We start from the raw sequence: 20,986 nt of genomic DNA, 5'->3' as shown, positions 1-20,986 counted from the left end.
CTTAATCTTCAATAAATTTCAGCAGTGCGGAAATTTCTTTTTCGGAAACGGTTTCCTTCTCGGATTTATCATAAATCGCCAAAAGATAAACCGAGTTTTTAGAAATTGCCACATAAGCAATTACCCTTCCACCGCCACTTTTACCTTTGTTTTTTGAAGAGATTTTCATTCTGAGTTTTCGGCACTGATTCCCAATGGCAACGCCAATTAGCGGATCAGTTTCCAATTCAGTAAGCAATTCATCGTAATCTTTTTTGATTGATGAATACTTTTTTGACAACGCCTTTAGCTGCTTGTCGAACGGTGGAATTGTAAATATTTCAAAGCTCATCCAGAAGCTCTCTTGCAGGTTTCGCCTCCATTTTTCCTTTCTTCACAAGGTTCAGATTGTGCACGGCTTCCCGTATGTCTTTCAGAAGTTCAGGCTCATCCTGCTCGGCAACTTCCGCTTTTTTCACAAACTTCAGGCTGCGCAGAACTTCCAGTGCGAAACTTTCTTTATTATCCGGGATTTCTACCAAAATCGTCATCGCCTCAAATTTTGAACATTAAACATTTAACCTTAAAGGCTTACCCAAACAGCCTTTGCCACTGAAACGCCCACAGCATCAGGGCTACAGCGATGAGGGCCATCACCACCCAAGGCATTCTCAGGTGGGTGTTGGTTTTGAATTTCTTGTTTACGATGGTCATCAGCGCTACGGCAATCACCATCGCTGTGGGATGCTCTACATAGGTGTGGCGAAGCACCGGGTCTTTCATCAGCATTCCGGATTCTCTTGCCGCTTTGAAGCCGTCTGAAAAGAAGAGCAGCAATACCAGGCCGATGAGCGCCTGAATGTGGAACAAAATCATCGTGGCAAGGGTAGATTTCTGCAGGAATTTGCTAATTCTGCCGCTGTAGCCAAACATTGCCATTGCAAGTGCTACGAGAAAAACCGCCGTTGCCAGCAGCACAAGGTAGGCGAAACCACGGTGGGCGTGAAGCATTAGATTAAAATCCATAATTGTTTGTTTTGAGCAAAGATAAAAAAATCCCGGCTGGGGGGCCGGGAAAATAAAAATAATAAGTGTGCTTTTAGAACATATACTTAATACCGAAGTTTGCACTCCAGGTGGTAAATCTTGAACTTACCGGCCTATAAGGTGTTGTCACTAAATCTTTCCCATCCATAAGCATTTGGAATGTTGGATCTGCGACGGCTCCTCTCTCAACTTTTTTCAGCACGCTGCGTCCGTTTGAGAGAACTCTGTCTTGTATTCCCCAATCAGAATTTAACATATTCCCAAAGTTTACAATATCAAGGGAAATCTGCAGTTTATGGCCTTTATCCAGCATATCCCGGAAAAGATCCTGAGATATTCTTAAGTCTACCCTATTTAGCCAAGGCAGAAGGCCTGCATTACGGGGCACAAAGGAACCTCTGTATTTGTCCAGCTTATTATCGACGATATATTTCTCGAAAGCATCTCTCTGCTGTTGAGCAGTATAAAGGACATTCCCTTTGTTATCAGTAATTGGCGCAAACTTCATATCCGCTGTATTCTGTGGTATATAAAGCAGGTCATATGCAATATTATCACCGTTTATATCTCCACTATAATAGTATGAGAAGCGTCCTTGGTTGGAGCCATTATAATATGCACCAATAGTAGTTCCCCAAGGCATATTGTAGCTGATGTTCGCAGTTACCCGGTGAGGGATAGCAAAATCTGAGGTGCTGAGAATCTGCTCATTAGGGTTGTTTATTGATGGGAGGCCTTGCCAAGCAGATCCAGCCGCGGAACCTGGGTTGCTAGTAACATCTTTTGCTTCAGAATAGGTGTAGGAAGCAGAGCCAGATAATCCATGCCAAGGGCGAATGTTGAAGCCGCCGGTCACTGAAAACGCATGCCCCTTCTCATTGGTATTGGTCAATACCGTTACATTATTGGCACCAATTGCCGGATTTACCTGATATACAGCAGTCTGTCCCTTAGGAGCTGCAGGATAAAACTCTCTCGGCAGATTGGTCATACTAACACCGGACGGCTTCCTGTTCGGATTGTACTGAAACACCGCATTTACATCTTTTGTGTAAAGAATATCAGTAGTGAATGTAACGGGAGTGTTTGGTATTTTGTAATCAATTCCTAAACTTGATCTCCATACAGCAGGCATTTTGAATTTATCATCCACGGTAGCAATTGTACCAGGAGCCCCGCCACTTGGCGAAGATATAAATGGCGTTACCTTTTCACCTTTAGGGTTGGTATAATACACAGGATTATTTACATAATAATAAATATCCTCCGGATGGAAGCGGATCTGGCCAATCCAAGGTGCGGCAGATTCATAGGACGGCTCTATGGTGTTCTGCAATACCCCTGCGTTGGTAGGCATATTCGTTAGCCATACGAACGGGATTCTTCCATAGAATATACCTGTTCCACCTCTGAAAATTAGCGAGCGGTCACCAAGCGCGTCAAAGTTAAATCCAAACCTCGGGGACAGCTGAACTTTCTGATCCGGCCATTTGGAAGAGTAGTAATTCCTCTGATTTCCATCCTGGTCTACGAACTGTAGCGCATCAATAGCAGGGTTGGCAGTTAAATCATTAAGATAAAACGGAAGTTCTGCGCGAAGACCAATTGTGAAATTAAACCGGTCAGTTACAGAAAATTTATCCTGCACATAGAGGGATCCCAATCCGAAATTTACTCTCGCATATGTTTCCTGACCAGCATATGGATAAGTTAAACCGAAATTAATTGGGGCAACTTCGTCCGGAGTACCGGTTTTTAGAAAATCTTCTACAGAATTATATCTGTAATAGCCCGTTCCCATACGGGTATAGGAATTACCAAATTTCTGGATTTCATAGGCTATACCCCCTGTAATGGCGTGCTTGCCTGCGTTATAAGTGATGTTGTTAATAAAGGAATAATTATCATTAACCACATCATTCAAATAAGAGAACAGCTCTGTCCCGAAAGAAATATAGTTACCCCCACCCTTCCAGATGTCAACAAACGGGAACAGCTGGCCACTCGGAGTACTTCTTGTGTCCTGAATTTTCGAGTAAGTGAATAAGAATTTATTCGAAAATCTGTTACTAAAAGTTGAATTCAGCTCCGCAGTTACCGATTGAACTTCGTTTGTAAAAGAGTAATTACCGTTCTCAAAAGTCATTGCATTTTCGCTTACCCTATTCCAGGAAGACCTCGGCTGAGGGCCGGAGCTGCCGTTAGCAACCTGCATGGATTCGCCTTTTAGATAATTGTACCGTACCGCAAGCTTATGCTGAGGGTTGATATTCCAATCAATTCTGGCTAAGAACTTGTTACCGTGCTGTTCCGCTTCATCAGCATACCCCTGATATCTACCCGGATCGTAGTTCCATCTGTTAATCAAGTGATTGCGTACAGCAATAAGGTCAGACTCAAGAACTCTCGTCGTATTCGTAGCAGTGTTAGCGACGCCATCCTGAGAAGCTTTCCAAAGATTTGCACCGCTAGCATTTGCTCCGGTGGATTTTTCCATCTCGCCGCTTACGAAGAAGAACAATTTGTTCTTTAAAATCGGCCCGCCAAATGTAAGACCGTTGATCGTTTTTGCCCCCCTTAATTTTGTGATCTCCTCACCGTTAATCTTCCAGCCGTTTAGGTCTTTACCGTTATAGTAGCCGTATAATGAGCCGTGAAACTTATTCGTTCCCGATTTCGTTACAGCATTAATACCGGCGCCGGTAAAACCGGACTGTGTAACATCAAATGGCGCGATGTTTACGGTAATTTCCTCTATGGCGTCCAAAGAAATTGGCTGGGAACCACCACCTGGCAGCGGATTGGTACTAAGACCGAAGCCGTTATTAAAGTTCGCCCCGTCGATCTGCAAATTGTTGTAGCGCGCATCCCGACCCGCAAATGATGTACCGTTAGCCTGTGGGGTCAGCTTTGTAAAATCTGTAATACTCCTATTAATTTGTGGAAGTTCCTGAATGGTTTTCTGCCCCACATTGGTTGCAGCACCGGTTCTGTTGATGTTTGTCTTGGACCGCGTCCCGGTGATTGCCACTTCCCTAAGGATAGTAGTTTTCACAGCACCATCATTGTTGGCGGCAGCGCTTGTATTTAGCACGAATGGAACGCCAAGTTCCAGATAAATATCATCATAAACTTCAGGCGCTTCACCTGCTTTTGTAATCTCCACGCGGTAAGGGCCGCCCACACGCATATTCGGGAGCGTAAAGCCACCGGCATTGTCCGCCGTACCGGTGTACACCGTTCCGGAAGGAAGGTGCGTAGCAGTTACCGACGCGCCCGAAGCCTGAGCCACCACACCCTGGATGCTGGATGTCGTTACCTGTGCCTGCACCGTGCCATAGCCAGCAAAGGCGATGGCAGCTATGAGCACTGATTTTTTCACTGTATTCATTCCTTTATATATTTTTGGTTCTTTACAGAAAATTTATGCAAAAATGTGAATTATTTAAATCTTGTTTATTAACTCAATGTTAACTTTTAGCAATCTAAAATTTAATAAATTTCATAAATTGCTGAAAATCAGCAGTTTAAAATTTATATGATAAAAATCATAATTTAGAATATCGCAAAAAAATGCGGAAATTGTAAGATTCCCGCATTTTCCTATTTCACAGCCTTCAGGCTAATGTCGATATTTCTCGCCGAATGTGTGAGGGCGCCCGCAGAAATATAATCCACCCCAGTTTCTGCCACGGCGTGCAGCACATCCCTCGTAATGCCGCCGCTTGCCTCGGTTTCCGTTCTGCCGTTCACTATTTCCACGGCTTCCCGCATCATCGGTATCGGCATATTATCCAGCATTATCCTGTCCACGCCGGTTTCCAGCGCTTCCCGCACTTCATCAAGGTTCCGCGTTTCTACTTCTATCTTCAGGTCTAAATTGTTTTTCGCCAGGTATTCCCTGCACATTTTCACGGCGTTCGTTATGCTGCCGTTGTAATCTATGTGGTTGTCCTTCAGCATCACCATATCATAAAGGCCAAACCTGTGGTTCGTGCCGCCGCCTATTGCTACCGCCCATTTTTCGCAAACGCGGAAGTTAGGCGTGGTTTTCCGCGTGTCCAGAAGTTTAGCCTTCGTGCCGAGAAGTCGCGAATTCCAGTCGTGCGTCAGCGTAGCTATGCCGCTCATCCGCTGCATACAGTTCAGCACCAGCCTTTCTGTTTGCAGGATGCCCCGTGCGCTGCCTTTCACGATGAAGCCAATATCACCGGCTTTCGCAGCATCGCCATCCTTCATCAGGATTTCCAGGCTAAGTTCAGGGTCGAAGGTTTTGAAGATGATCTCCGCCAGCTCAATTCCGGCAAGGATGCAATCTTCCTTGATGAGGAGTTTCGCGCTCTGCCCCATCCCTTCAGGAATCGTGGAAAGCGTGGAGAAATCTCCAGGCCCGAGATCTTCCTTCAGGGCATTTTGTACAAATTCCCGCAGCGCCTCTTCTGTCGCATACGGTGGTCGGGTACCTATCATTTTGTTTACTTTTTTTAAAGATTTACAACGATGCCAAGCGCCCCGTGGCTCCCAATCTCTGCAAAAGCACCGAATCTATCATTGAAAAAGTATCTTCCGCCAATATGCACGCCGAACCCTAAATCTCCTCCCACGATGCCTAGATCCACACCCGGGTATACATCCCACTGCTGCGGCAGGGATAGAACATCCTGCAGATGCGCATTCAGCCGCCCGAAGATAAAATATTGACGCTCTTTGCCATCGTGCTCGTTGTTATTAAAGTACAAATGCAAGCCCGCCCCGGCGCTGAGCGTGTTGGTGAATCCATATTCATAATTCGCCGCAATCCCGGAGCCGTATCCGAAGACATTGAACCCCCCGGAAACAGTCTGAGAATTTTGCCCGCCCCACGCCTGCGCGGACGCAAAGTTTGCTATAAATGCGGCGGCAGCCGCCAAAATTAACTTCTTCATTAAACTGATTTTGTGTAAATTTCCAAAAAATATGGCAAACCGCCAACTTTGAATTGTTTTAAAAACTGAAAACTTTGGGAAATATTGTGAAAATTACCGGGCTGAATCTTGATATTGTTTGGAAAAACCCAAGGGCGAATTTTGAAATTATCGAAAAAGAATTCGCTGAGGTTCAAACGGATGTAATTCTTCTGCCAGAAATGTTTTCCACCGGTTTCTGTATGGATGCCGGCGAAACTTTAGCCTGGATGAAAGCTTTGGCGAAGGCGAAAGATGCGGCAGTTGCAGGAAGCATTTCCGTGAAGGAAAACGGGAAGTTTTTCAACCGCTTCTACTTCGTAAAGCCCGATGGATGCGCGGATTTTTATGATAAACGCCATCTGTTTTCCTATTCCGGCGAAGATAAAATTTACCAAGCGGGAACCCAGCGGAAAGTTGTGGAATTTCGCGGCATACGCTTTCTGCTGCAGGTATGCTACGATTTGCGCTTTCCCGTTTTTTCCAGAAACCGCGATGATTATGAGGCGATTCTATTCGTTGCCAATTGGCCGCAAAGCAGAATTGATGCGTGGCGTAGTTTGCTGAAAGCCAGGGCGATAGAAAATTTAGCCTTCGTTTTTGGCCTGAACAGAATTGGGACGGATGGCAACCAGCTTTTCTACGAAGAAAGTTCGCACGCGTTTTTTGCCGACGGCTCGGAAATTTCCGAAAAATCCGGAAACCTCATCACCGCCGATTTCGATTTAGCTGAATTGCAGAAATTCCGTGAGAAATTCCACTTCCTTCAAGACCGCGACGATTTTGAACTTATATTATAAGGACAGAATTCTTAATTCCTAAATCCCTTAATCAGCGAAACGGTTCAGCAGCTCAGTCAGCGTATTCACATCGTGCACGCCGCTTGCCTTCCAAAGTTGCTCGCCGTTTTTGAAAATCGCTAAAGTTGGCACACCTCTCACACCGTTTTGCGCGGCAATCGAAGGATATTGGTCGATGTCGATTTTCACGATTCGCGCTTTTTCGCCCACATTTTCTTTCACGCTGTTCAAAACGCTCGACTGCACTTTGCACGGCTGGCACCAGGTAGCAAAAAAATCAATAAGGACGGGACGCCCCGAGTGGATAAGTTCCTGAAATTTCTGTGACATAAAAAATTGGATTAAAGCTCCTGAATAATGAGAAATAGATTCTTTTCCTGAATGCCAACCACCTCGTGCTGCACATTTACAGGAATTTCGTAGACATCCGCCTCGCCGAAGCGTAGCTCCTGCCCTTCGATCAAGAAATTAATCTCACCCTTCAGTACAATGAGCGTTGCCGGCACTGGGGTTTGATGCTTTTTCATCACCGCACCCTCACCTAAAGCCACAACAAACTGACGGCTTTTCGGGGAATTTTTGATTTTGAAAATATTTGCTTTTTCAGCGCTGAACTCTATATTCTCTAAAATATTCATAATCAAACAGTTTTGAGTTTAGTTTCTTTAATTTTGTTAAAACCTCCGTCAATTTCCGTGAAATTCCGGATGCCTTTCGCGTTCAGTATGCTTGCCGCCACCATACTTCTGTAGCCGCCCGCACAATGCAGGTAGAAGTGCTCATCATCTGAAATCTGCGGAGACCATTCCGCAATTTCCGCCAAAGGGAAGCTTTGCGCATTCACCAAGTGGCCGGCAGAAAATTCCGCGCATTTCCGCACATCCACAATTTTCGAATCCGGCGAGATTTCCTGCGCCATTTCATCGGCAGAAATTCTGCGCACCGCATCGGTTTCTTTCCCAGAATTTTTCCACGATTCAAAACCGCCGTCCAAATAGCCCACCACATTATCAAAGCCCACCCTTGCAAGCCTTGTAATCGCTTCTTCTTCGGTGCCCGGTTCGCAAACCAACAGCAAAGGCTGCTGCACATCCACAATCATCGCGCCAACCCACGGTGCAAAATCGCCCTTCAGCCCGATGTTTACCGAATTGGGAATGAAGGCTTTGTGGAATTCCGCTGCACTTCTTGTGTCCAGAATTACGGCGCCGGTTTGCTCAGCCGCCATTTCAAAATCTTCTACAGAAAGCGGCTTCAAGCCTTGCTGCATCACGCTTTCGAAACTTTCGTAGCCGCCTTTGTTCATCGCCACATTCATCCCGAAATATTTCGGCGGCGCACTCAGCCCATCCAACACAGCCTTCACGAAGGAATCTTTATCCGGCTGGTTCAGCGCGTAATTCGTGCGTTTCTGATTGCCCAGGGTATCCACCGTTTCTTTCTGCATATTTTTTCCGCAGGCAGAGCCAGCGCCATGAGCTGGATAAACCGTGATATCATCTGGGAGTGGCTGGATTTTCTCCGTCAAGCTTTCGTACAGCATTCCGGCAAGTTCTTCCTGGGTCATATTCGCTGATTTCTGCGCTAAATCAGGGCGACCTACATCACCTAGAAACAAAGTATCGCCGGAGAAAATTGCGATTTCCTTTCCGCTTTCATCCAGCAGAAGATAGGTGGTGCTTTCCAGCGTGTGTCCCGGTGTGTGAAGCGCCTTTATCTTCACTTCGCCAATTTCAAAGAGCTGCCCATCTTCAGCGATGGTGGCTTCAAAGCTTGGCTCGGCAGTTGGCCCATACACAATGGGTGCGCCGGTTTTCTGGCTTAAATCCAAATGGCCGGACACAAAATCTGCATGGAAGTGCGTTTCAAAAATGTACTTTAGCTTCACGCCGTCATTTTCCAGCCGCTGAAGGTAAGGCGCTATTTCGCGCAGAGGATCTATGATGGCTGCTTCGTTTCCGGAGACGATATAATAGGCACCATGCGCCAAACACCCGGTGTAGATTTGTTCGATTTTCACTTTAGTTGTCATTAACAAATTAAGAAATTACCAGATTAAGAAATTAGGAAATTCAGCGAGAAAATTTCATAATGGCTCAATTTCTCAATGCCTTAATTTTATTAGAAAATATTTAATATCTCAACATTTTTCTCGCCGAGCTTTACTTTTTCGCCCACGGTTTTTCCCTGAACGCCTGCGAAAAGTGGTGCGTCCGAAGAAATGCCGATGAGTTTCTTCCCGTTAAAATCCACCGCTGGAATTGCTGCGCCTATGAACACTATCATCTCGTCCAAATTCACGATGCTGCCTTCTTCAACCGATGTAAATTCCTGGTTTTCAAAAGATTTTAGGATTGCCAGATTTTCATTTGCCTTCGCTAGCACATCCTCCATCCCGAACTGCTGCTGCTTTAGCTCATCCTGGTGAGAGAGGTCTTCCGGGTCTATCGTATCATCTTCATCCAGATCCGCAGCGTTGTCCAGCTCGTCCGTTCGTTTCGCCAGGCGCTCTACAATCTGCTGCTGCTCGTCCATCAGTGCCTGCATTATGTCCATTCTCGTCATCACAAAAATATTTTACTCAAAATTAACAAAAAATAAACCAATGTTTGAAATGTGCAGGTTTCGCCAAAAAAAATTAACTTTAGCCCTTAATTCTGAACGGAAAAAAGATGGCGGACAAACAGAAATTTATCAGCGAACTTAGCGCAAGATACACGGCAAAAGGCGACAGCATAGTGCTGGGAAAGGGCATCCTGAACGGAGAGGTGGTGCCGGAAGTTTCGGTGGAAATCCCGCTTAAAACCATCAACCGCCACGGCTTGATAGCCGGTGCTACGGGAACTGGAAAAACCAAAACGCTGCAGGTTTTTGTGGAGCAGCTTTCCAAAGCAGGCGTGCCAAGTTTGGTGCTGGATATTAAGGGTGATTTCTCGGGAATTGCCGTGCAAGGCTCTGAAAATGAAATAATTAAGGAAAGATATACTAAAACCGGGCTGCAGTTTTCGCCGCAAAGTTTCCCTGTGGAACTGATGACGATTTCCGGTGAAAAGGGCGTAAAACTTCGGGCTACGGTTACAGAATTCGGGCCTTTGCTTTTGTCCAAGATTTTAGGGCTGAACGAAACGCAGACCAGCATTATGTCCATCGTTTTCAAATATGCTGATGATTACGGCTTGCCACTGATTGATCTGGAAGATTTGAAAAAAGTGCTTCAGTTCGTCACGGAAAATAAGGAAGGCAAGGCAGAGTTTACCAATGATTACGGCGCGATTTCGCCAGCTTCTCTCGGTGCCATTCGCAGAAATATTGTGGCTTTGGAGCAGCAGGGCGCCACGAAATTTTTCGGCGAGCCAAGCTTTGATGTGCAGGATCTTCTTCGCCAAAAAAACGGAAAAGGCGTGGTAAACATCCTTCGTGTAGCCAACATACAGAACCAGCCACAGCTGTTCTCCACCTTTATGCTGTCGCTGTTTGCGGAAATTTTTATGACATTCCCTGAAGAAGGAGATTCCGGGAAACCGAAGCTCGTGCTCTTCATCGATGAAGCGCACCTCATCTTCAAAGAAGCATCGAAATCTTTGCTAGCGCAGATTGAAACGATGGTGAAGCTCATCCGCTCAAAAGGTGTGGGCATCTACTTCATCACGCAGATTCCGGGCGATGTTCCGGAAAATGTGCTTTCGCAGCTTGGGCTGAAAATTCAGCACGCTTTGCGCGGCTTCACAGCGAAGGACAAAAAGGAAATCACGAAGGCTGTGGAAAATTATCCGATTACGGAATATTACGATGCAGCGCAGCTCATCCAGAATTTGGGAATTGGCGAAGCCTTCGTCACCGCTCTGGATGAAAAGGGCATCCCGACACCTTTGGTGGATACCTACCTGCTTTCGCCGGAATCCAGGATGGATGTGCTTACAGATGAGGAGGTTACGGCGCTTACATCTCAATCCGAACTCGTGAAAAAATACGAAAACCCGGTGGATAAAGTTTCGGCCTACGAAATGCTGACGCACAGAATGGAAGAGGCCGCACAGCAACAAATACCAACCTACAATACGTCTTCGCAACGCGCTGGAAATCAGCGTACAAGCTCAAAACAGGAAGCATCAGTTTTCGAGCAAATTCTCAATTCCAGGCAGGGCAGAACCTTCACGAATACTTTGGCGAGAGAAGGTGCGAAAAGCATTTTGGGAATGCTTGGCTTAGGCGGAAGAAAACGGCGCTAAACGATGTATGCCATCATCGATATCGAAAGCAACGGCGGAAAATTTCGGGAGGAGAGCATCATCGAAATTGCCATCTATCGCTTTGACGGTCACGAAGTTACGGACCAGTTCATTTCGCTCGTCAATCCGGAAGACGAGATTTCAAAGTATGTGCAGAAGTTGACCGGCATTACGCCAAAAATGGTGAAAACCGCGCCGAAATTTCACGAATTGGCAAGGCGCGTTCTCGAAATTACGGAAGGTGCCACGCTTGTTGGCCACAACATTGAATTCGATTATAGGATGCTTCGCCAAAGTTTCAAGCGGCTCGGTTTTGAATTCAGAATCAATACTTTAGATACGATTGAACTTTCGCGGAAACTCATCCCCAACGCTGAAAGTTATTCGCTTGGAAAACTTGTGAAATCGCTGGGAATTCCGCTGACTTCGCAGCACAGAGCTTCCGGCGATGCAAGGGCAACTTTGGAATTGTTTAAACTGCTGATTACCAAAGATATAGACCGAAAAATCATAGAGCAGCAATTTGAGGAAACCAATGCGAAAACTTATACGAACAAAGTAAAAGAGCTGACGCAGGATTTGCCTGCGGACAAGGGAATTATTTTTTTTCAAAACGCATCTGGCGAGATACTCCGCTGCGACTATTCTGAAAATATAAACCGCTCGGCTAAACGGATGTTCAACTCAAAATCTGCAAGGGTGCGCGCTCTGCAAGAAAATACTCAGCAGGTTAATTACGAGCTTACCGGTACGCCGGTAATTGCGGGGCTGATGATAAAAAATTTGGGCATCTCACGAAGGAACCGATATTCTCACGGTCTCTTTTTTACTGAAAATCAGTTTATTATATCAGATCTTAATACTGAAAACCGAAGAGATGCTATTCTTAAATTTAAAACTTACAGCCAGGCGAAAAAGGTAATACAATACCTATCTTCAGAGCTGCAACTTTCTGATTTAGAGTCTTTAAACCAAAAAATTAATTTACCAGAAAAAAATTTTCTTCTCATATCTTCGGGCAGGAAGATTGGCGAAAAATCTTTTCTCTTTATTGAGAAAGGCAGGCTGCGAGGCTATGGTTTCTTTGAAATCAACACCCAAATCAACACTTTAGAAAAAATTCACCAGAGTATGGTAAATGCCAAACCAGATACCGACACCCTTAACGAACTAAAAATCAGCCTGTTACGCGGAAACTATAGAGTCCAGGAATTTACTCAAGATTAGCGGCGTTTGTTTTTTAGCCGTGCTGATCTTATTAGCCGCTTGTTGCGTTCAACCTTTCTTCTGATTATTTCCTGCGGATCTTTATTCTTCACTGTCTGGGTATTGAATACAAGGATGGGAAAGATGATTCCTATGGCGAGGGCGAGCATTATAAGCGAAGCGCGGAGGCCATCGCTCAAAATTTCGAGATAGGTCTGAATCTGCGCAGAATTCACATCCTCGCTTACAAATTTCAGCAGGCCGATGATGAACTGATAACCAAGCTTGCCGGGAATCATATTGGTAATTGCCGGCACCGTAAAAACTATCGGCGGGGTGTGCACACGATGTGCGAAATACAACCCTGATATCCCAACCACTGAGGCGCCGGCAAGCGATGCTGCGATGATGTTGTCCGATACGAATTGTAAAAAAAAATTCCTAACCGTAAAGCCTACTGCTCCCAGGACTGCGACCGCCCAAAGCGCGCGCTTCGGAGTGCTGAAAAGTACCGCAAAGCCTACCGCCACGCAGATTGCCAAAAATATTTCCTTAAAGAATTCCTGTCCCATTTCCAAATAATAAAAGTGCCACGCTGAACCCCAGTGCTACGGCTGCCACCATCATCATCGCCATCGCGAGCTTTGCCCAGCCGGAAACCACCTGACCGGAGATGAGATCCAGGCAGCCGTTGGTGAGAGGCACGCCGGGTATCAGCCACAGTACGCTGGCGGTAAGCGCACCGTCGAACCGGGATGAAAATATCAGGGAGAACAGCTCCACGAGGCCCGCCGAAACTGCCGCGCCGATGAACCAAGCCACATGCATATTAAACTTTTTCCTAAGGACTATGCCGCGCACCGCATACCCGAGTGCCGCGGCAATAAAGCCTGCAGCCATCTGCCCGATGCCGCCGCCGAAGAGCCCCGTAAGCCCCGCCGTGGCAAGCGCGACGCCTGTTAGTTTCGCCCACTCTGGGTATCCGTTCAGCCCGGAGATATGCGTAAGTTTTTCCTGAATTTCTGCAGGAGTCATTTTTTTTTGAGCCACATCCCAGCTAAGAATACTGATTTCCGAAACGATGCCGTAATTTACATGGTAGCCCTTTATGCTTTTTACTACCGTCTGTCTCCTGCCACTTTTTTTGTGCAAGATGCTGAAAATCAATGCGGAATGAGAAAAGAAAAATTCCGCCTCACAGCCCATACCACCCGCCATCCGGTGCAGGTTTCTTGCCGTCCTTGTGGCATTGGCACCGTTGGTAACGAGCAGATTACCAGTCTCCGAAAGGATTTCGCAAATTTGGGATAATTGATTATGTTCCGGCATATCGGCAAATTTAAGAAAGAGTACTCATCTATTCAAATCTGCCATTTTGTCTTATTTCTTTATCTTTGCAGCCCAGTTCTTGAGAATTTTTGTTTAATAAAAATGCATCAACAACTAGCAAACAGAACTTTTTACCAAATTAACTTTAAACCTTGACCCTTAAACTTTGAACCAAAGTAGTGGAACAGAAATATATAGACGAAACCAAGCAGGGCGAAGCCTTTGCGATTGCGGAAAGGCCTGAGAATACGAAGAAGCTCTTCCTGGAAAGCTACGGCTGCCAGATGAATTTTTCGGATTCGGAAATCGTGGCTTCCATCCTAAATGAGCAGGGCTACAACACAACGCTTGTGCCGGAGGAAGCAGATTTAATTTTGCTGAACACCTGCTCAATCCGCGAAAAAGCGGAGCAAACCGTACGCAAAAGACTGTCGCAGTTTAAGAACCAGAAACAGCAAAACCCACGGCTGAAGGTTGGCGTTTTAGGCTGTATGGCAGAGCGCCTGAAAACGAAGTTTTTGGAGGAAGAACAACTGGTGGACATCGTGGTAGGCCCCGATGCTTACAGGGATTTGCCCAATCTTCTGAAGGAAACGGAGGACGGCAGAGATGCGATAAATGTGATACTTTCCAAGGAGGAAACCTATGCGGACATTAATCCCGTTCGCTTGGGTGGAAACGGCGTGACGGCTTTTGTCACGATTACCAGAGGCTGCGATAATATGTGCACATTCTGCGTGGTGCCCTTCACCAGAGGCCGCGAAAGAAGCAGGGATCCGCACTCCATCATCAAGGAATGCCGCGAACTTTGGGAGAATGGCTACAAGGAGGTGACGCTGCTTGGCCAGAATGTGGACTCGTATCTTTGGTATGGCGGCGGACCGAAGAAGGATTTTGCCAAGGCATCCGAAATGCAGAAGGCTACAGCGGTAGATTTCGCGCAACTGCTTGATATGGTGGCAGTTGCCGTGCCAGAAATGCGGATAAGATTTTCCACATCCAATCCGCAGGATATGTGCCTGAGCGTTTTCCGGACGATGGCGAAGCACAAGAACATCTGCCGCTATGTACACCTACCGGTGCAGAGCGGCAGCGACAGAATTCTGCAGCTGATGAACCGGCAACACACAAGGCAGGAGTATATAGACCTGATAAAAGCGGCGCGCGAAATAGTGCCGGATGTTGCGTTTTCGCAGGATATGATTGTGGGCTTCTGCACGGAAACAGAAGCAGACCACCAGGATACACTTTCGCTGATGCGCGAAGTGGAGTACGATTACGGCTATATGTTCGCATATTCGGAGCGTCCTGGAACGCCAGCACACAAAAAGATGGCGGACGATGTTCCGCCAGAAACCAAAAAACGCCGGCTGCAGGAAGTAATAGATTTGCAGGGGGAGCTTTCGCGGAAGCGGATGCAGAGCTATGTGGGCAGGGTGCACGAAATTTTGATAGAAGGCACTTCCAAAAGAGATGAAAATCAATGGAAGGGCAGGAATTCCCAAAATGCGGTTTGCGTTTTCGACAAACTTCCCGGCCAAAACATCGGCGATATGGTGCGGGTTTTCGTGTACGACAATACCCAGGGAACGCTGAAAGGCAGAACGGTGGAGGAATGATTGGCTTCAGAGAAATTTACGATAAACTTTTCCCGCAATATATTACTGAAACACAAGGTGTTGCGGAAGATTTTTCATTGCTGAAGGATGCGGAGGTTTCGGCGGAGAATTTCAGTTTTTATACTTCGGTGTCGTCTGTTTTTTCGTCAAAAATTGAGGGTGAGGAAGTGGAGCTGGATTCTTTCCTGAAACATAAAAATCAGCTGGCGGAGTTTCAGCCCGATTTCACCAAAAAAGTGGACGACCTGTTTGATGCGTATCTTTTTGCGCAGCAGAATTCATTAACCAAAGAGAATATTTTCGAAGCGCATAAAATTTTGTCAAGGAATATTCTGGCGAAAAATCAGCAGGGAAAAATTCGCACCGGCAATATGTTCGTGATGACGGAGGATGGGAAAATAGAGTATGTGGCGGCAAATCCTGAGGCTTTGGAAAATGAAATGAAATCGTTTGTTGATGAGGTTAAAGATTTGATTTGTGAAGAGTTAACGATTAATGAAACTTTATTTTTCGCATCGCTAATTCATCTGACCTTTGTGAAAATCCACCCGATGAACGATGGCAACGGAAGGCTTGCACGGCTTCTGGAAAAGTGGTTTCTTGCGGAGAAACTTGGTGAAAAAGCCTGGCTCATCCAAAGTGAAAAATTTTATTACCAACATCATAATTTATATTACCAAAACCTTCGGAAGCTTGGGCTGGAATTCGATTTTCTGGATTTCGGGAAGGCATTGGATTTTCTACTGATGCTTCCTAACAGTTTGAAAATCAATCAATAAAACAAAATTTAACACAAAAAATCTATGGCAGATTTACAACCAATAAAAAACCGCTTCGGCATCATCGGAAATTATCCTGCGCTTAACAGAGCGCTGGAAAAGGCAATCCAGGTGGCGCCTACAGACATCACCGTGCTGGTCATCGGTGAATCGGGAACCGGGAAGGAGTTCATCCCGAAAATCATCCATTCCGAATCGCGAAGAAAACATCAGCCGTACATCGTGGTAAACTGTGGCGCAATCCCGGAAGGCACGATAGATTCGGAGCTTTTCGGTCACGAAAAAGGTGCGTTTACCGGTGCCACTTCCACAAGGAAAGGCTATTTCGAAGTGGCTGACGGCGGCACGATTTTCCTCGATGAGGTGGGCGAACTGCCTTTGCAGACGCAGGTTCGCTTGCTTCGCGTTTTGGAAAGTGGCGAGTTTATGAAGGTGGGCTCTTCTCAGGTTCAGAAAACGGATGTGCGCATCGTGGCGGCTACGAATGTGAATATGCTGAGGGCTATTCAGGATGGTAGATTCCGCGAAGACCTTTACTACAGGCTGAATACGGTGCAGATTGATATGCCGCCGCTTCGCGAAAGAAAGGGCGACATCCACCTGCTGTTCCGGAAATTTGCGATAGATTTTGCCGAGAAATACCGGATGCCGGAGCTCAGCCTGTCTCAAGATGCGGTGCAGTATCTTGAGGGCTACGCTTTCCCGGGAAATGTGCGCCAGCTGAGAAACCTGGTGGAGCAGATGACCGTAGTGGAGCAGAACCGCGAAATCAGCGGGCAGAAACTGGCGGAGTACATACCGATGCAGGAGAATCTGCCGGCAGTTGTGCAGAAAAATTCTTCGGCTGGCAGCGATTTCAGCAGCGAAAGGGAGCTGATGTACAAAATCCTTTTCGATATGCGGAACGACATTAATGATTTAAAAACCTTAACTTCGGAGCTGATAAAAAACCGCGGTAACGCAGCGCTTACAAACCACGAGCAAAGCCTGATAAACCGCATCTACACACAGGAAACGAATCCTGGTTCGCTACTGTATTTTGAAAATCAGGCGGTGACGAACCCTGTGATTTCGGCGGATGCACCGGAATATCAAGATGTGGAAGATGTGGAAATTGAGGAGGAAAAGCCGGAAACGCTGTCGCTGCAAAACAATGAAAAAGAGCTGATAATGAAGGCTTTAGAAAAGCACAAAGGCCGAAGAAACCGTGCAGCGGACGAGCTTGGAATTTCGCAGCGCACGCTGTACCGGAAGATAAAGCAGTATGATTTAGAAAAGTAAATGCTGATGGCTATAAAATTCAGGCTGAAAAGTTGCTTTTCACAAATTGCATTATTCGCAATATTTTTGCTGAATTCTTGCTATAGTTTCACTGGCTCTTCGCTGAGTCCGGAAGTGAAAACAATTTTAGTTCGGGACTTTGTAAACACGGCTTCTTTGGTCAATCCAAATTTGGCGCAGCAGTTTTCTACCGACATCCAAAACCGCTTTTATCAGCGCACAACTTTGAAGGGTGCAACGGTTCAGCCAGACCTTTTAATCGAAGGTGAGATTACGGATTATGTGATTTCGCCGACAACGATTTCAAGCGGAATTGAAACGCAGGGTGGTATAATTCAAGCGGCGCAAAACAAGCTAACTATCACAGTTAAAGTGCATTACGAGAATAAAATTAATCCGGAAAAAGGCTTCGACAGAACTTATTCCGATGAAGCGGTTTTCAGTTCAGACCTGGACATCAATCAGATTGAAGCATCCCAGGTGAAGATTGTGAACGAGCGGATTATCAATAAAATTTTTAACGACATCATCGCAGATTGGTAATGATAAATTCAAGAATTTTGGAATTGGCGAAAAATCCGGAAAGCATCACATTGGATGATTTGCCAATTTTAGAAAATGCCATTGAAAAGTTTCCATATACACAAAGTTTTAGGGCTTTGTATTTGATTGGTATTCAGAGTTTTAACTCAGTATATTATACTGAAGAACTTTCTAAAACTGCGGCTTTTACCACGGATAAAAAACTGCTTTACCGCCTCATAAGAAAACACAGACAAACTGAGGAGCGCCCATCAGTACCGGAAACCATTTCTGACAACCGGGATGTAGAAAGCTTCCGCCTGGTGCCGGCAAAGGAAGCTGCTGGAACAACTCCGGATTTTAGTTTTAATGAAATACCGGAACTTATTCAGGAAGAAAAGCTGAAGCCCGTGTATGTGAATGGTGAGCTGAACAGGATTTTGTTTGAAGGCGAGGAAGATTTCATGAATCAGCCGGCGGTGGAAATCGATTTGGAATCTACCAAGGAGTCCGGGGTGATTGTTTTGGCGAATAGCGATACTGGAGAATTTGCCCAACCGCAAAATCAGGAAAAAATCTTGGAGCAAAAACTTTTAAAAAATGAATCCGCTGAAAACGGTTTAAACACTGAAATTCAGCAATTTGAAGGAGCAAAAGGAGATCAGGAAATTATGGATGAAGAAAATCTTCATAGCCGGAAAACTCTGGAGGAAACTTCAGCAAATACTCGGGAGACTAAACAGGCCAGGCATTCTGCGCAGACAAGTTTTAAAAGCGAGGAGAATTTTTTCCCTGAAATAAACCTGAAAGCCGGCGGAAATCATATACAGATGCCACCTCCGCAGCAACTTAGCAGGCACGATGCAGAGATGCGCGCACTGATCGCTTCTGTAGAAGCAAAAATGCAGGCAAAAAAACTTGAAAAGCAAGCTGGCAGCTCACACAAAATCGAAACGAATGCAGCCAGTGAGGAGCCTGATGCGAATATCAGCCAGGAGACAAACTTCAGCGAAAGCAGCCGGACACAGCACGAAAACGAACAAGCGGGGGAAAGAGTTGAAAACACAAACGAAAGCAATGTCCCTATTTTCATAGACACCTGGAAAAACTGGCTCAAACTGGGAATAGCAGCTGCGAAAGAAAACTCCGCCGAGCCCGCAGAAAACCTTTCAAAAACAGGCCCTATAGCTGATGCAAAAGCTTCCGCGATTGACCGCTTCATCGAAACTGAGCCAAAAATCTCACGCCTGAATGAGGATAGCAGCTTCGTAGCGAGGGAAAGGGGCAGCGATATTTCCCACCTGATGACGGAAACCCTTGCCAATCTCTACGCTGAACAGAAGCTGTATGCAAAGGCCATAAAGGCATTTACGCTGCTAAAGGACAAATATCCTGCAAGGGAGGATTATTTTGAGGCTAAGATCAACGAAATCAAGGAATTGCGGGGGCGTGTTTAGGCATTGGTTTCATCTTCCTCCGCAGCCTTCTGTCTTTTAATTTTTTCGCAAAGTTTTATAAAATCCACTTCTACCTCCGCCTGGTTTTTGGGTAATTTTCTCGAAACCCAGAAAAGCATCGAGGAAGATACTCCAAATGCCTCAAGAAACAATGCCTTGTTCAGCCGGTAAGTTTCGCGCAGGAGCCGTTTTGCACGGTTGCGGTCTACTGCCTTTTTCAGAAATTTTTTCGATACGGAAACCCCTACTTTCGGCATCTTACCTCCTTCATCGGGCAGGACAATCACGCGGAGGCTGCCGCCCGTATGCCATTTTCCCTCGCGGAACAGCCTGTCTATTCCGCTTTTCCCCTTCAGTTTCTCACTACGTTTGTAGCCGCGGTCTGTCATTTCCTTAAGTGGTTAATGACTTCAGCAGCGGCGTACAGCCCGAAGATGGCAGGAATAAAGCTGATGGTGCCATAGTACGATTTTTTGAAATTTTCGCCGTCCGTCATTTTCAGCGCATCTTCCTGCTGAAGTTCGGTGGAAAATACGCAGCGAAAGCCTTTATTAATCCCATCTCTCCGCAGCCTCTTTCGTACCTGCTTCGCGAGGTAGCAGTCTCTGGTTTTGGATATATCGCGCACCATCACCTTGCTCGGGTCGCTCTTCCCGCCGGCGCCCATCGCACTTACGATCTTCAGTTTGCGATGCCTTGCCGCCTTTATCAGCGCGATTTTCGGCGAGAGGCTGTCGATGCAATCTAATATATAATCGAAATTCTCCGAATCCAGAAGCTCGTGCATTTTTTCTGGAATAAGGAACTCATTGATTGTCTGCAGCTTAAGTTCCGGATTGATGTCCATTAGCCGTTCTGCTACTACTTCCGCTTTCGGTTTTCCCACGGTGCTTTGCAGCGCAGGAAGTTGCCGGTTAATGTTTGTAATATCCACAGAATCTCCGTCTGCAATCGTCATTTTTCCGATGCCTGCTCTCGCTAAAAATTCCGCGGCGAAAGAACCCACGCCGCCAAGGCCAACCACTAAAACATTGGCAGCATTCAGCTTCTGCAAGCCATCCTGCTTCACGAGAAGTTCCGTTCTTTCCTGCCAATTTTTACTCATCTTTTAGTTTTGCTAAATTCTCAAAAATTTGCTTGTTTATTTGAGACATCGTCACTTGCTTAATTTCCGCTGCTTTGCTGTAAATTTCTTCAATTTCAATTTCGGTATCATCGGTTTCCAGGAAAAAACTGTCGGGAGAAATTTCGCGGAAAATTTCCTGCAAAGATACGCTGCGCAAAAGCTCCGCGCCAAAGGAAAGATAAAATCCGGCGCCTAGCAGCGCGCGTGCGGTTTCAGATTTTTTATTAAAACCGTGTACGATGAGCGGCACCTGCGCGTTTCCGCAGAGCCTTATAAGGTCCTGATGCCGCCGCACACAGTGGATTATGAGCGGTTTGCGGAGGCTTTCTGCGAGCTCAAGATGCTTTAAAAATACTTCGTCCTGAAGGCTATGGGGCGCGGCGGCGCGGGAATCCAGGCCGCATTCTCCAATCGCTATACAGCGGCTGCTGAGGACTTTACGGTTGATTTCCTCAAATTTTTGCTGCCAATTTTCCGTAATCTCCATCGGGTGAATTCCGGCGGAAAACCATCTTTGCGCGGGAGGCTCATCCATAACGAGATTGTAAATACCGCCGGAGAGTTCTTTTTTATGATGGTGAAAATTGAAGTATTGCACATTCAAAAGTATGGAAAATATTGATCGGCTTGTTAAACATTTGTTTATTAGTTAAAAAAAGTTAAATTTAC

The 20,986-nt window shown here is 46.0% G+C and carries 23 protein-coding genes; 8 read left to right on the top strand and 15 right to left on the bottom strand.

What is annotated here, in order from left to right; genetic code table 11:
* Position 1 precedes the first annotated feature (1 nt).
* The 6 genes from BUB43_RS05380 to BUB43_RS05355 form a co-directional block, all read right to left on the bottom strand.
* Positions 2–331: a hypothetical protein gene (locus BUB43_RS05380; protein WP_073179051.1), complete on the bottom strand. Its 330-nt coding sequence runs from the start codon at positions 329–331 to the stop codon at positions 2–4.
* The gene (locus BUB43_RS05375; protein WP_073179049.1) at positions 321–530 is read right to left on the bottom strand and encodes a hypothetical protein; all 210 of its coding nucleotides are present in this window, start codon (positions 528–530) and stop codon (positions 321–323) included. Before BUB43_RS05375 ends, BUB43_RS05380 begins: the two co-directional genes overlap by 11 nt.
* Positions 531–570: 40 nt before the next feature.
* Entirely contained in the window at positions 571–1,005 is a 435-nt protein-coding gene (locus BUB43_RS05370; protein ID WP_073179047.1) for a hypothetical protein, read from the bottom strand.
* Between the two features lie 73 nt (positions 1,006–1,078).
* Positions 1,079–4,417, bottom strand: coding sequence for a TonB-dependent receptor (locus BUB43_RS05365; RefSeq protein WP_185113763.1), 3,339 nt, complete (start codon positions 4,415–4,417; stop codon positions 1,079–1,081).
* Positions 4,418–4,629: 212 nt separating this feature from the next.
* On the bottom strand, positions 4,630–5,496 hold the full coding sequence (gene nadC / locus BUB43_RS05360; protein ID WP_073179044.1) for a carboxylating nicotinate-nucleotide diphosphorylase: 867 nt from the start codon (positions 5,494–5,496) through the stop codon (positions 4,630–4,632).
* Between the two features lie 14 nt (positions 5,497–5,510).
* Positions 5,511–5,951, bottom strand: coding sequence for a DUF6646 family protein (locus tag BUB43_RS05355; protein ID WP_073179042.1), 441 nt, complete (start codon positions 5,949–5,951; stop codon positions 5,511–5,513).
* A gap of 86 nt (positions 5,952–6,037) precedes the next feature.
* On the opposite strand from BUB43_RS05355, the gene BUB43_RS05350 reads away from it, so the two are divergent.
* Positions 6,038–6,769: a nitrilase-related carbon-nitrogen hydrolase gene (locus tag BUB43_RS05350; protein WP_073179256.1), complete on the top strand. Its 732-nt coding sequence runs from the start codon at positions 6,038–6,040 to the stop codon at positions 6,767–6,769.
* Positions 6,770–6,796: 27 nt separating this feature from the next.
* Here BUB43_RS05350 and BUB43_RS05345 read toward each other — a convergent pair whose 3' ends face one another.
* From BUB43_RS05345 to BUB43_RS05330, 4 genes are all read right to left on the bottom strand, one after another.
* Entirely contained in the window at positions 6,797–7,099 is a 303-nt protein-coding gene (locus BUB43_RS05345) for a thioredoxin family protein (protein ID WP_073179040.1), read from the bottom strand.
* Between the two features lie 11 nt (positions 7,100–7,110).
* Entirely contained in the window at positions 7,111–7,407 is a 297-nt protein-coding gene (locus tag BUB43_RS05340; protein ID WP_073179038.1) for a cupin domain-containing protein, read from the bottom strand.
* Between the two features lie 2 nt (positions 7,408–7,409).
* Positions 7,410–8,789, bottom strand: coding sequence for an MBL fold metallo-hydrolase (locus BUB43_RS05335; protein ID WP_073179254.1), 1,380 nt, complete (start codon positions 8,787–8,789; stop codon positions 7,410–7,412).
* A 101-nt stretch (positions 8,790–8,890) separates the two neighbouring features.
* Positions 8,891–9,334 carry a hypothetical protein gene (locus BUB43_RS05330; protein WP_073179036.1) on the bottom strand — a complete coding sequence of 148 codons (444 nt, stop codon included), beginning with the start codon at positions 9,332–9,334 and terminating at the stop codon, positions 8,891–8,893.
* Positions 9,335–9,441: 107 nt separating this feature from the next.
* Between BUB43_RS05330 and BUB43_RS05325 the strand changes: the two genes are divergently transcribed.
* Positions 9,442–10,998, top strand: coding sequence for a helicase HerA-like domain-containing protein (locus tag BUB43_RS05325; RefSeq protein WP_073179034.1), 1,557 nt, complete (start codon positions 9,442–9,444; stop codon positions 10,996–10,998).
* 3 nt (positions 10,999–11,001) lie between these two features.
* Entirely contained in the window at positions 11,002–12,225 is a 1,224-nt protein-coding gene (locus BUB43_RS05320; protein WP_073179032.1) for a 3'-5' exonuclease, read from the top strand.
* Here the strand turns inward: BUB43_RS05320 and BUB43_RS05315 are convergent.
* Positions 12,222–12,776 carry a threonine/serine exporter family protein gene (locus tag BUB43_RS05315; RefSeq protein WP_073179030.1) on the bottom strand — a complete coding sequence of 185 codons (555 nt, stop codon included), beginning with the start codon at positions 12,774–12,776 and terminating at the stop codon, positions 12,222–12,224. The two genes, BUB43_RS05320 and BUB43_RS05315, sit on opposite strands and share 4 nt — an antisense overlap.
* Positions 12,757–13,533, bottom strand: a complete 777-nt coding sequence (locus BUB43_RS05310) for a threonine/serine exporter family protein (RefSeq protein ID WP_073179029.1) — start codon at positions 13,531–13,533, stop codon at positions 12,757–12,759. Before BUB43_RS05310 ends, BUB43_RS05315 begins: the two co-directional genes overlap by 20 nt.
* 179 nt (positions 13,534–13,712) lie before the next feature.
* Between BUB43_RS05310 and miaB the strand changes: the two genes are divergently transcribed.
* The 5 genes from miaB to BUB43_RS05285 are packed head-to-tail and all read left to right on the top strand — an operon-like array spanning position 13,713 to position 19,191.
* Positions 13,713–15,152, top strand: coding sequence for a tRNA (N6-isopentenyl adenosine(37)-C2)-methylthiotransferase MiaB (gene miaB / locus BUB43_RS05305; RefSeq protein WP_073179027.1), 1,440 nt, complete (start codon positions 13,713–13,715; stop codon positions 15,150–15,152).
* A complete protein-coding gene (locus tag BUB43_RS05300; RefSeq protein ID WP_073179026.1) occupies positions 15,149–15,931 on the top strand; it encodes a Fic family protein in 783 nt (260 codons plus the stop codon). The genes miaB and BUB43_RS05300 overlap by 4 nt, the downstream gene beginning before the upstream one ends.
* Before the next feature lie 24 nt (positions 15,932–15,955).
* Complete coding sequence (locus tag BUB43_RS05295; RefSeq protein WP_073179024.1) at positions 15,956–17,212, top strand: sigma-54 interaction domain-containing protein; 1,257 nt, start codon at positions 15,956–15,958, stop codon at positions 17,210–17,212.
* On the top strand, positions 17,213–17,755 hold the full coding sequence (gene lptE / locus BUB43_RS05290; RefSeq protein ID WP_083541160.1) for an LPS assembly lipoprotein LptE: 543 nt from the start codon (positions 17,213–17,215) through the stop codon (positions 17,753–17,755). It begins immediately after the preceding gene.
* Positions 17,755–19,191: a hypothetical protein gene (locus BUB43_RS05285; protein ID WP_073179022.1), complete on the top strand. Its 1,437-nt coding sequence runs from the start codon at positions 17,755–17,757 to the stop codon at positions 19,189–19,191. The genes lptE and BUB43_RS05285 overlap by 1 nt, the downstream gene beginning before the upstream one ends.
* Here the strand turns inward: BUB43_RS05285 and rnpA are convergent.
* From rnpA to BUB43_RS05270, 3 genes are read right to left on the bottom strand one after another with little or no spacing between them, the layout of a single operon-like run.
* Complete coding sequence (gene rnpA, locus BUB43_RS05280; protein ID WP_073179020.1) at positions 19,188–19,580, bottom strand: ribonuclease P protein component; 393 nt, start codon at positions 19,578–19,580, stop codon at positions 19,188–19,190. The two genes, BUB43_RS05285 and rnpA, sit on opposite strands and share 4 nt — an antisense overlap.
* Positions 19,577–20,296: a tRNA threonylcarbamoyladenosine dehydratase gene (locus BUB43_RS05275; protein WP_073179018.1), complete on the bottom strand. Its 720-nt coding sequence runs from the start codon at positions 20,294–20,296 to the stop codon at positions 19,577–19,579. The genes rnpA and BUB43_RS05275 overlap by 4 nt, the downstream gene beginning before the upstream one ends.
* Positions 20,289–20,915 (bottom strand): TatD family hydrolase, encoded by a 627-nt coding sequence (locus BUB43_RS05270; protein WP_073179250.1) that lies wholly within the window; start codon positions 20,913–20,915, stop codon positions 20,289–20,291. Before BUB43_RS05270 ends, BUB43_RS05275 begins: the two co-directional genes overlap by 8 nt.
* Between the last annotated feature and the right edge of the window lie 71 nt (positions 20,916–20,986).

The organism is Cruoricaptor ignavus, assembly GCF_900141665.1.
GTDB lineage: Bacteria > Bacteroidota > Bacteroidia > Flavobacteriales > Weeksellaceae > Cruoricaptor > Cruoricaptor ignavus.
Note: the sequence above shows the minus strand (reverse complement) of the source record. Positions and strands in the feature narration are given on the sequence as shown.

Excerpts from the sequence above, each read along its gene's own strand:
- BUB43_RS05380 (WP_073179051.1), bottom strand. The coding sequence starts at position 331 with ATGAGCTTTGAAATATTTACAATTCCACCGTTCGACAAGCAGCTAAAG.
- BUB43_RS05375 (WP_073179049.1), bottom strand. The coding sequence starts at position 530 with ATGACGATTTTGGTAGAAATCCCGGATAATAAAGAAAGTTTCGCACTG.
- BUB43_RS05370 (WP_073179047.1), bottom strand. The coding sequence starts at position 1,005 with ATGGATTTTAATCTAATGCTTCACGCCCACCGTGGTTTCGCCTACCTT.
- BUB43_RS05365 (WP_185113763.1), bottom strand. The coding sequence starts at position 4,417 with ATGAATACAGTGAAAAAATCAGTGCTCATAGCTGCCATCGCCTTTGCT.
- nadC (WP_073179044.1), bottom strand. The coding sequence starts at position 5,496 with ATGATAGGTACCCGACCACCGTATGCGACAGAAGAGGCGCTGCGGGAA.
- BUB43_RS05355 (WP_073179042.1), bottom strand. The coding sequence starts at position 5,951 with ATGAAGAAGTTAATTTTGGCGGCTGCCGCCGCATTTATAGCAAACTTT.
- BUB43_RS05345 (WP_073179040.1), bottom strand. The coding sequence starts at position 7,099 with ATGTCACAGAAATTTCAGGAACTTATCCACTCGGGGCGTCCCGTCCTT.
- BUB43_RS05340 (WP_073179038.1), bottom strand. The coding sequence starts at position 7,407 with ATGAATATTTTAGAGAATATAGAGTTCAGCGCTGAAAAAGCAAATATT.
- BUB43_RS05330 (WP_073179036.1), bottom strand. The coding sequence starts at position 9,334 with ATGACGAGAATGGACATAATGCAGGCACTGATGGACGAGCAGCAGCAG.
- BUB43_RS05325 (WP_073179034.1), top strand. The coding sequence starts at position 9,442 with ATGGCGGACAAACAGAAATTTATCAGCGAACTTAGCGCAAGATACACG.
- BUB43_RS05320 (WP_073179032.1), top strand. The coding sequence starts at position 11,002 with ATGTATGCCATCATCGATATCGAAAGCAACGGCGGAAAATTTCGGGAG.
- BUB43_RS05315 (WP_073179030.1), bottom strand. The coding sequence starts at position 12,776 with ATGGGACAGGAATTCTTTAAGGAAATATTTTTGGCAATCTGCGTGGCG.
- BUB43_RS05310 (WP_073179029.1), bottom strand. The coding sequence starts at position 13,533 with ATGCCGGAACATAATCAATTATCCCAAATTTGCGAAATCCTTTCGGAG.
- BUB43_RS05300 (WP_073179026.1), top strand. The coding sequence starts at position 15,149 with ATGATTGGCTTCAGAGAAATTTACGATAAACTTTTCCCGCAATATATT.
- BUB43_RS05295 (WP_073179024.1), top strand. The coding sequence starts at position 15,956 with ATGGCAGATTTACAACCAATAAAAAACCGCTTCGGCATCATCGGAAAT.
- lptE (WP_083541160.1), top strand. The coding sequence starts at position 17,213 with ATGCTGATGGCTATAAAATTCAGGCTGAAAAGTTGCTTTTCACAAATT.
- BUB43_RS05285 (WP_073179022.1), top strand. The coding sequence starts at position 17,755 with ATGATAAATTCAAGAATTTTGGAATTGGCGAAAAATCCGGAAAGCATC.
- rnpA (WP_073179020.1), bottom strand. The coding sequence starts at position 19,580 with ATGACAGACCGCGGCTACAAACGTAGTGAGAAACTGAAGGGGAAAAGC.
- BUB43_RS05275 (WP_073179018.1), bottom strand. The coding sequence starts at position 20,296 with ATGAGTAAAAATTGGCAGGAAAGAACGGAACTTCTCGTGAAGCAGGAT.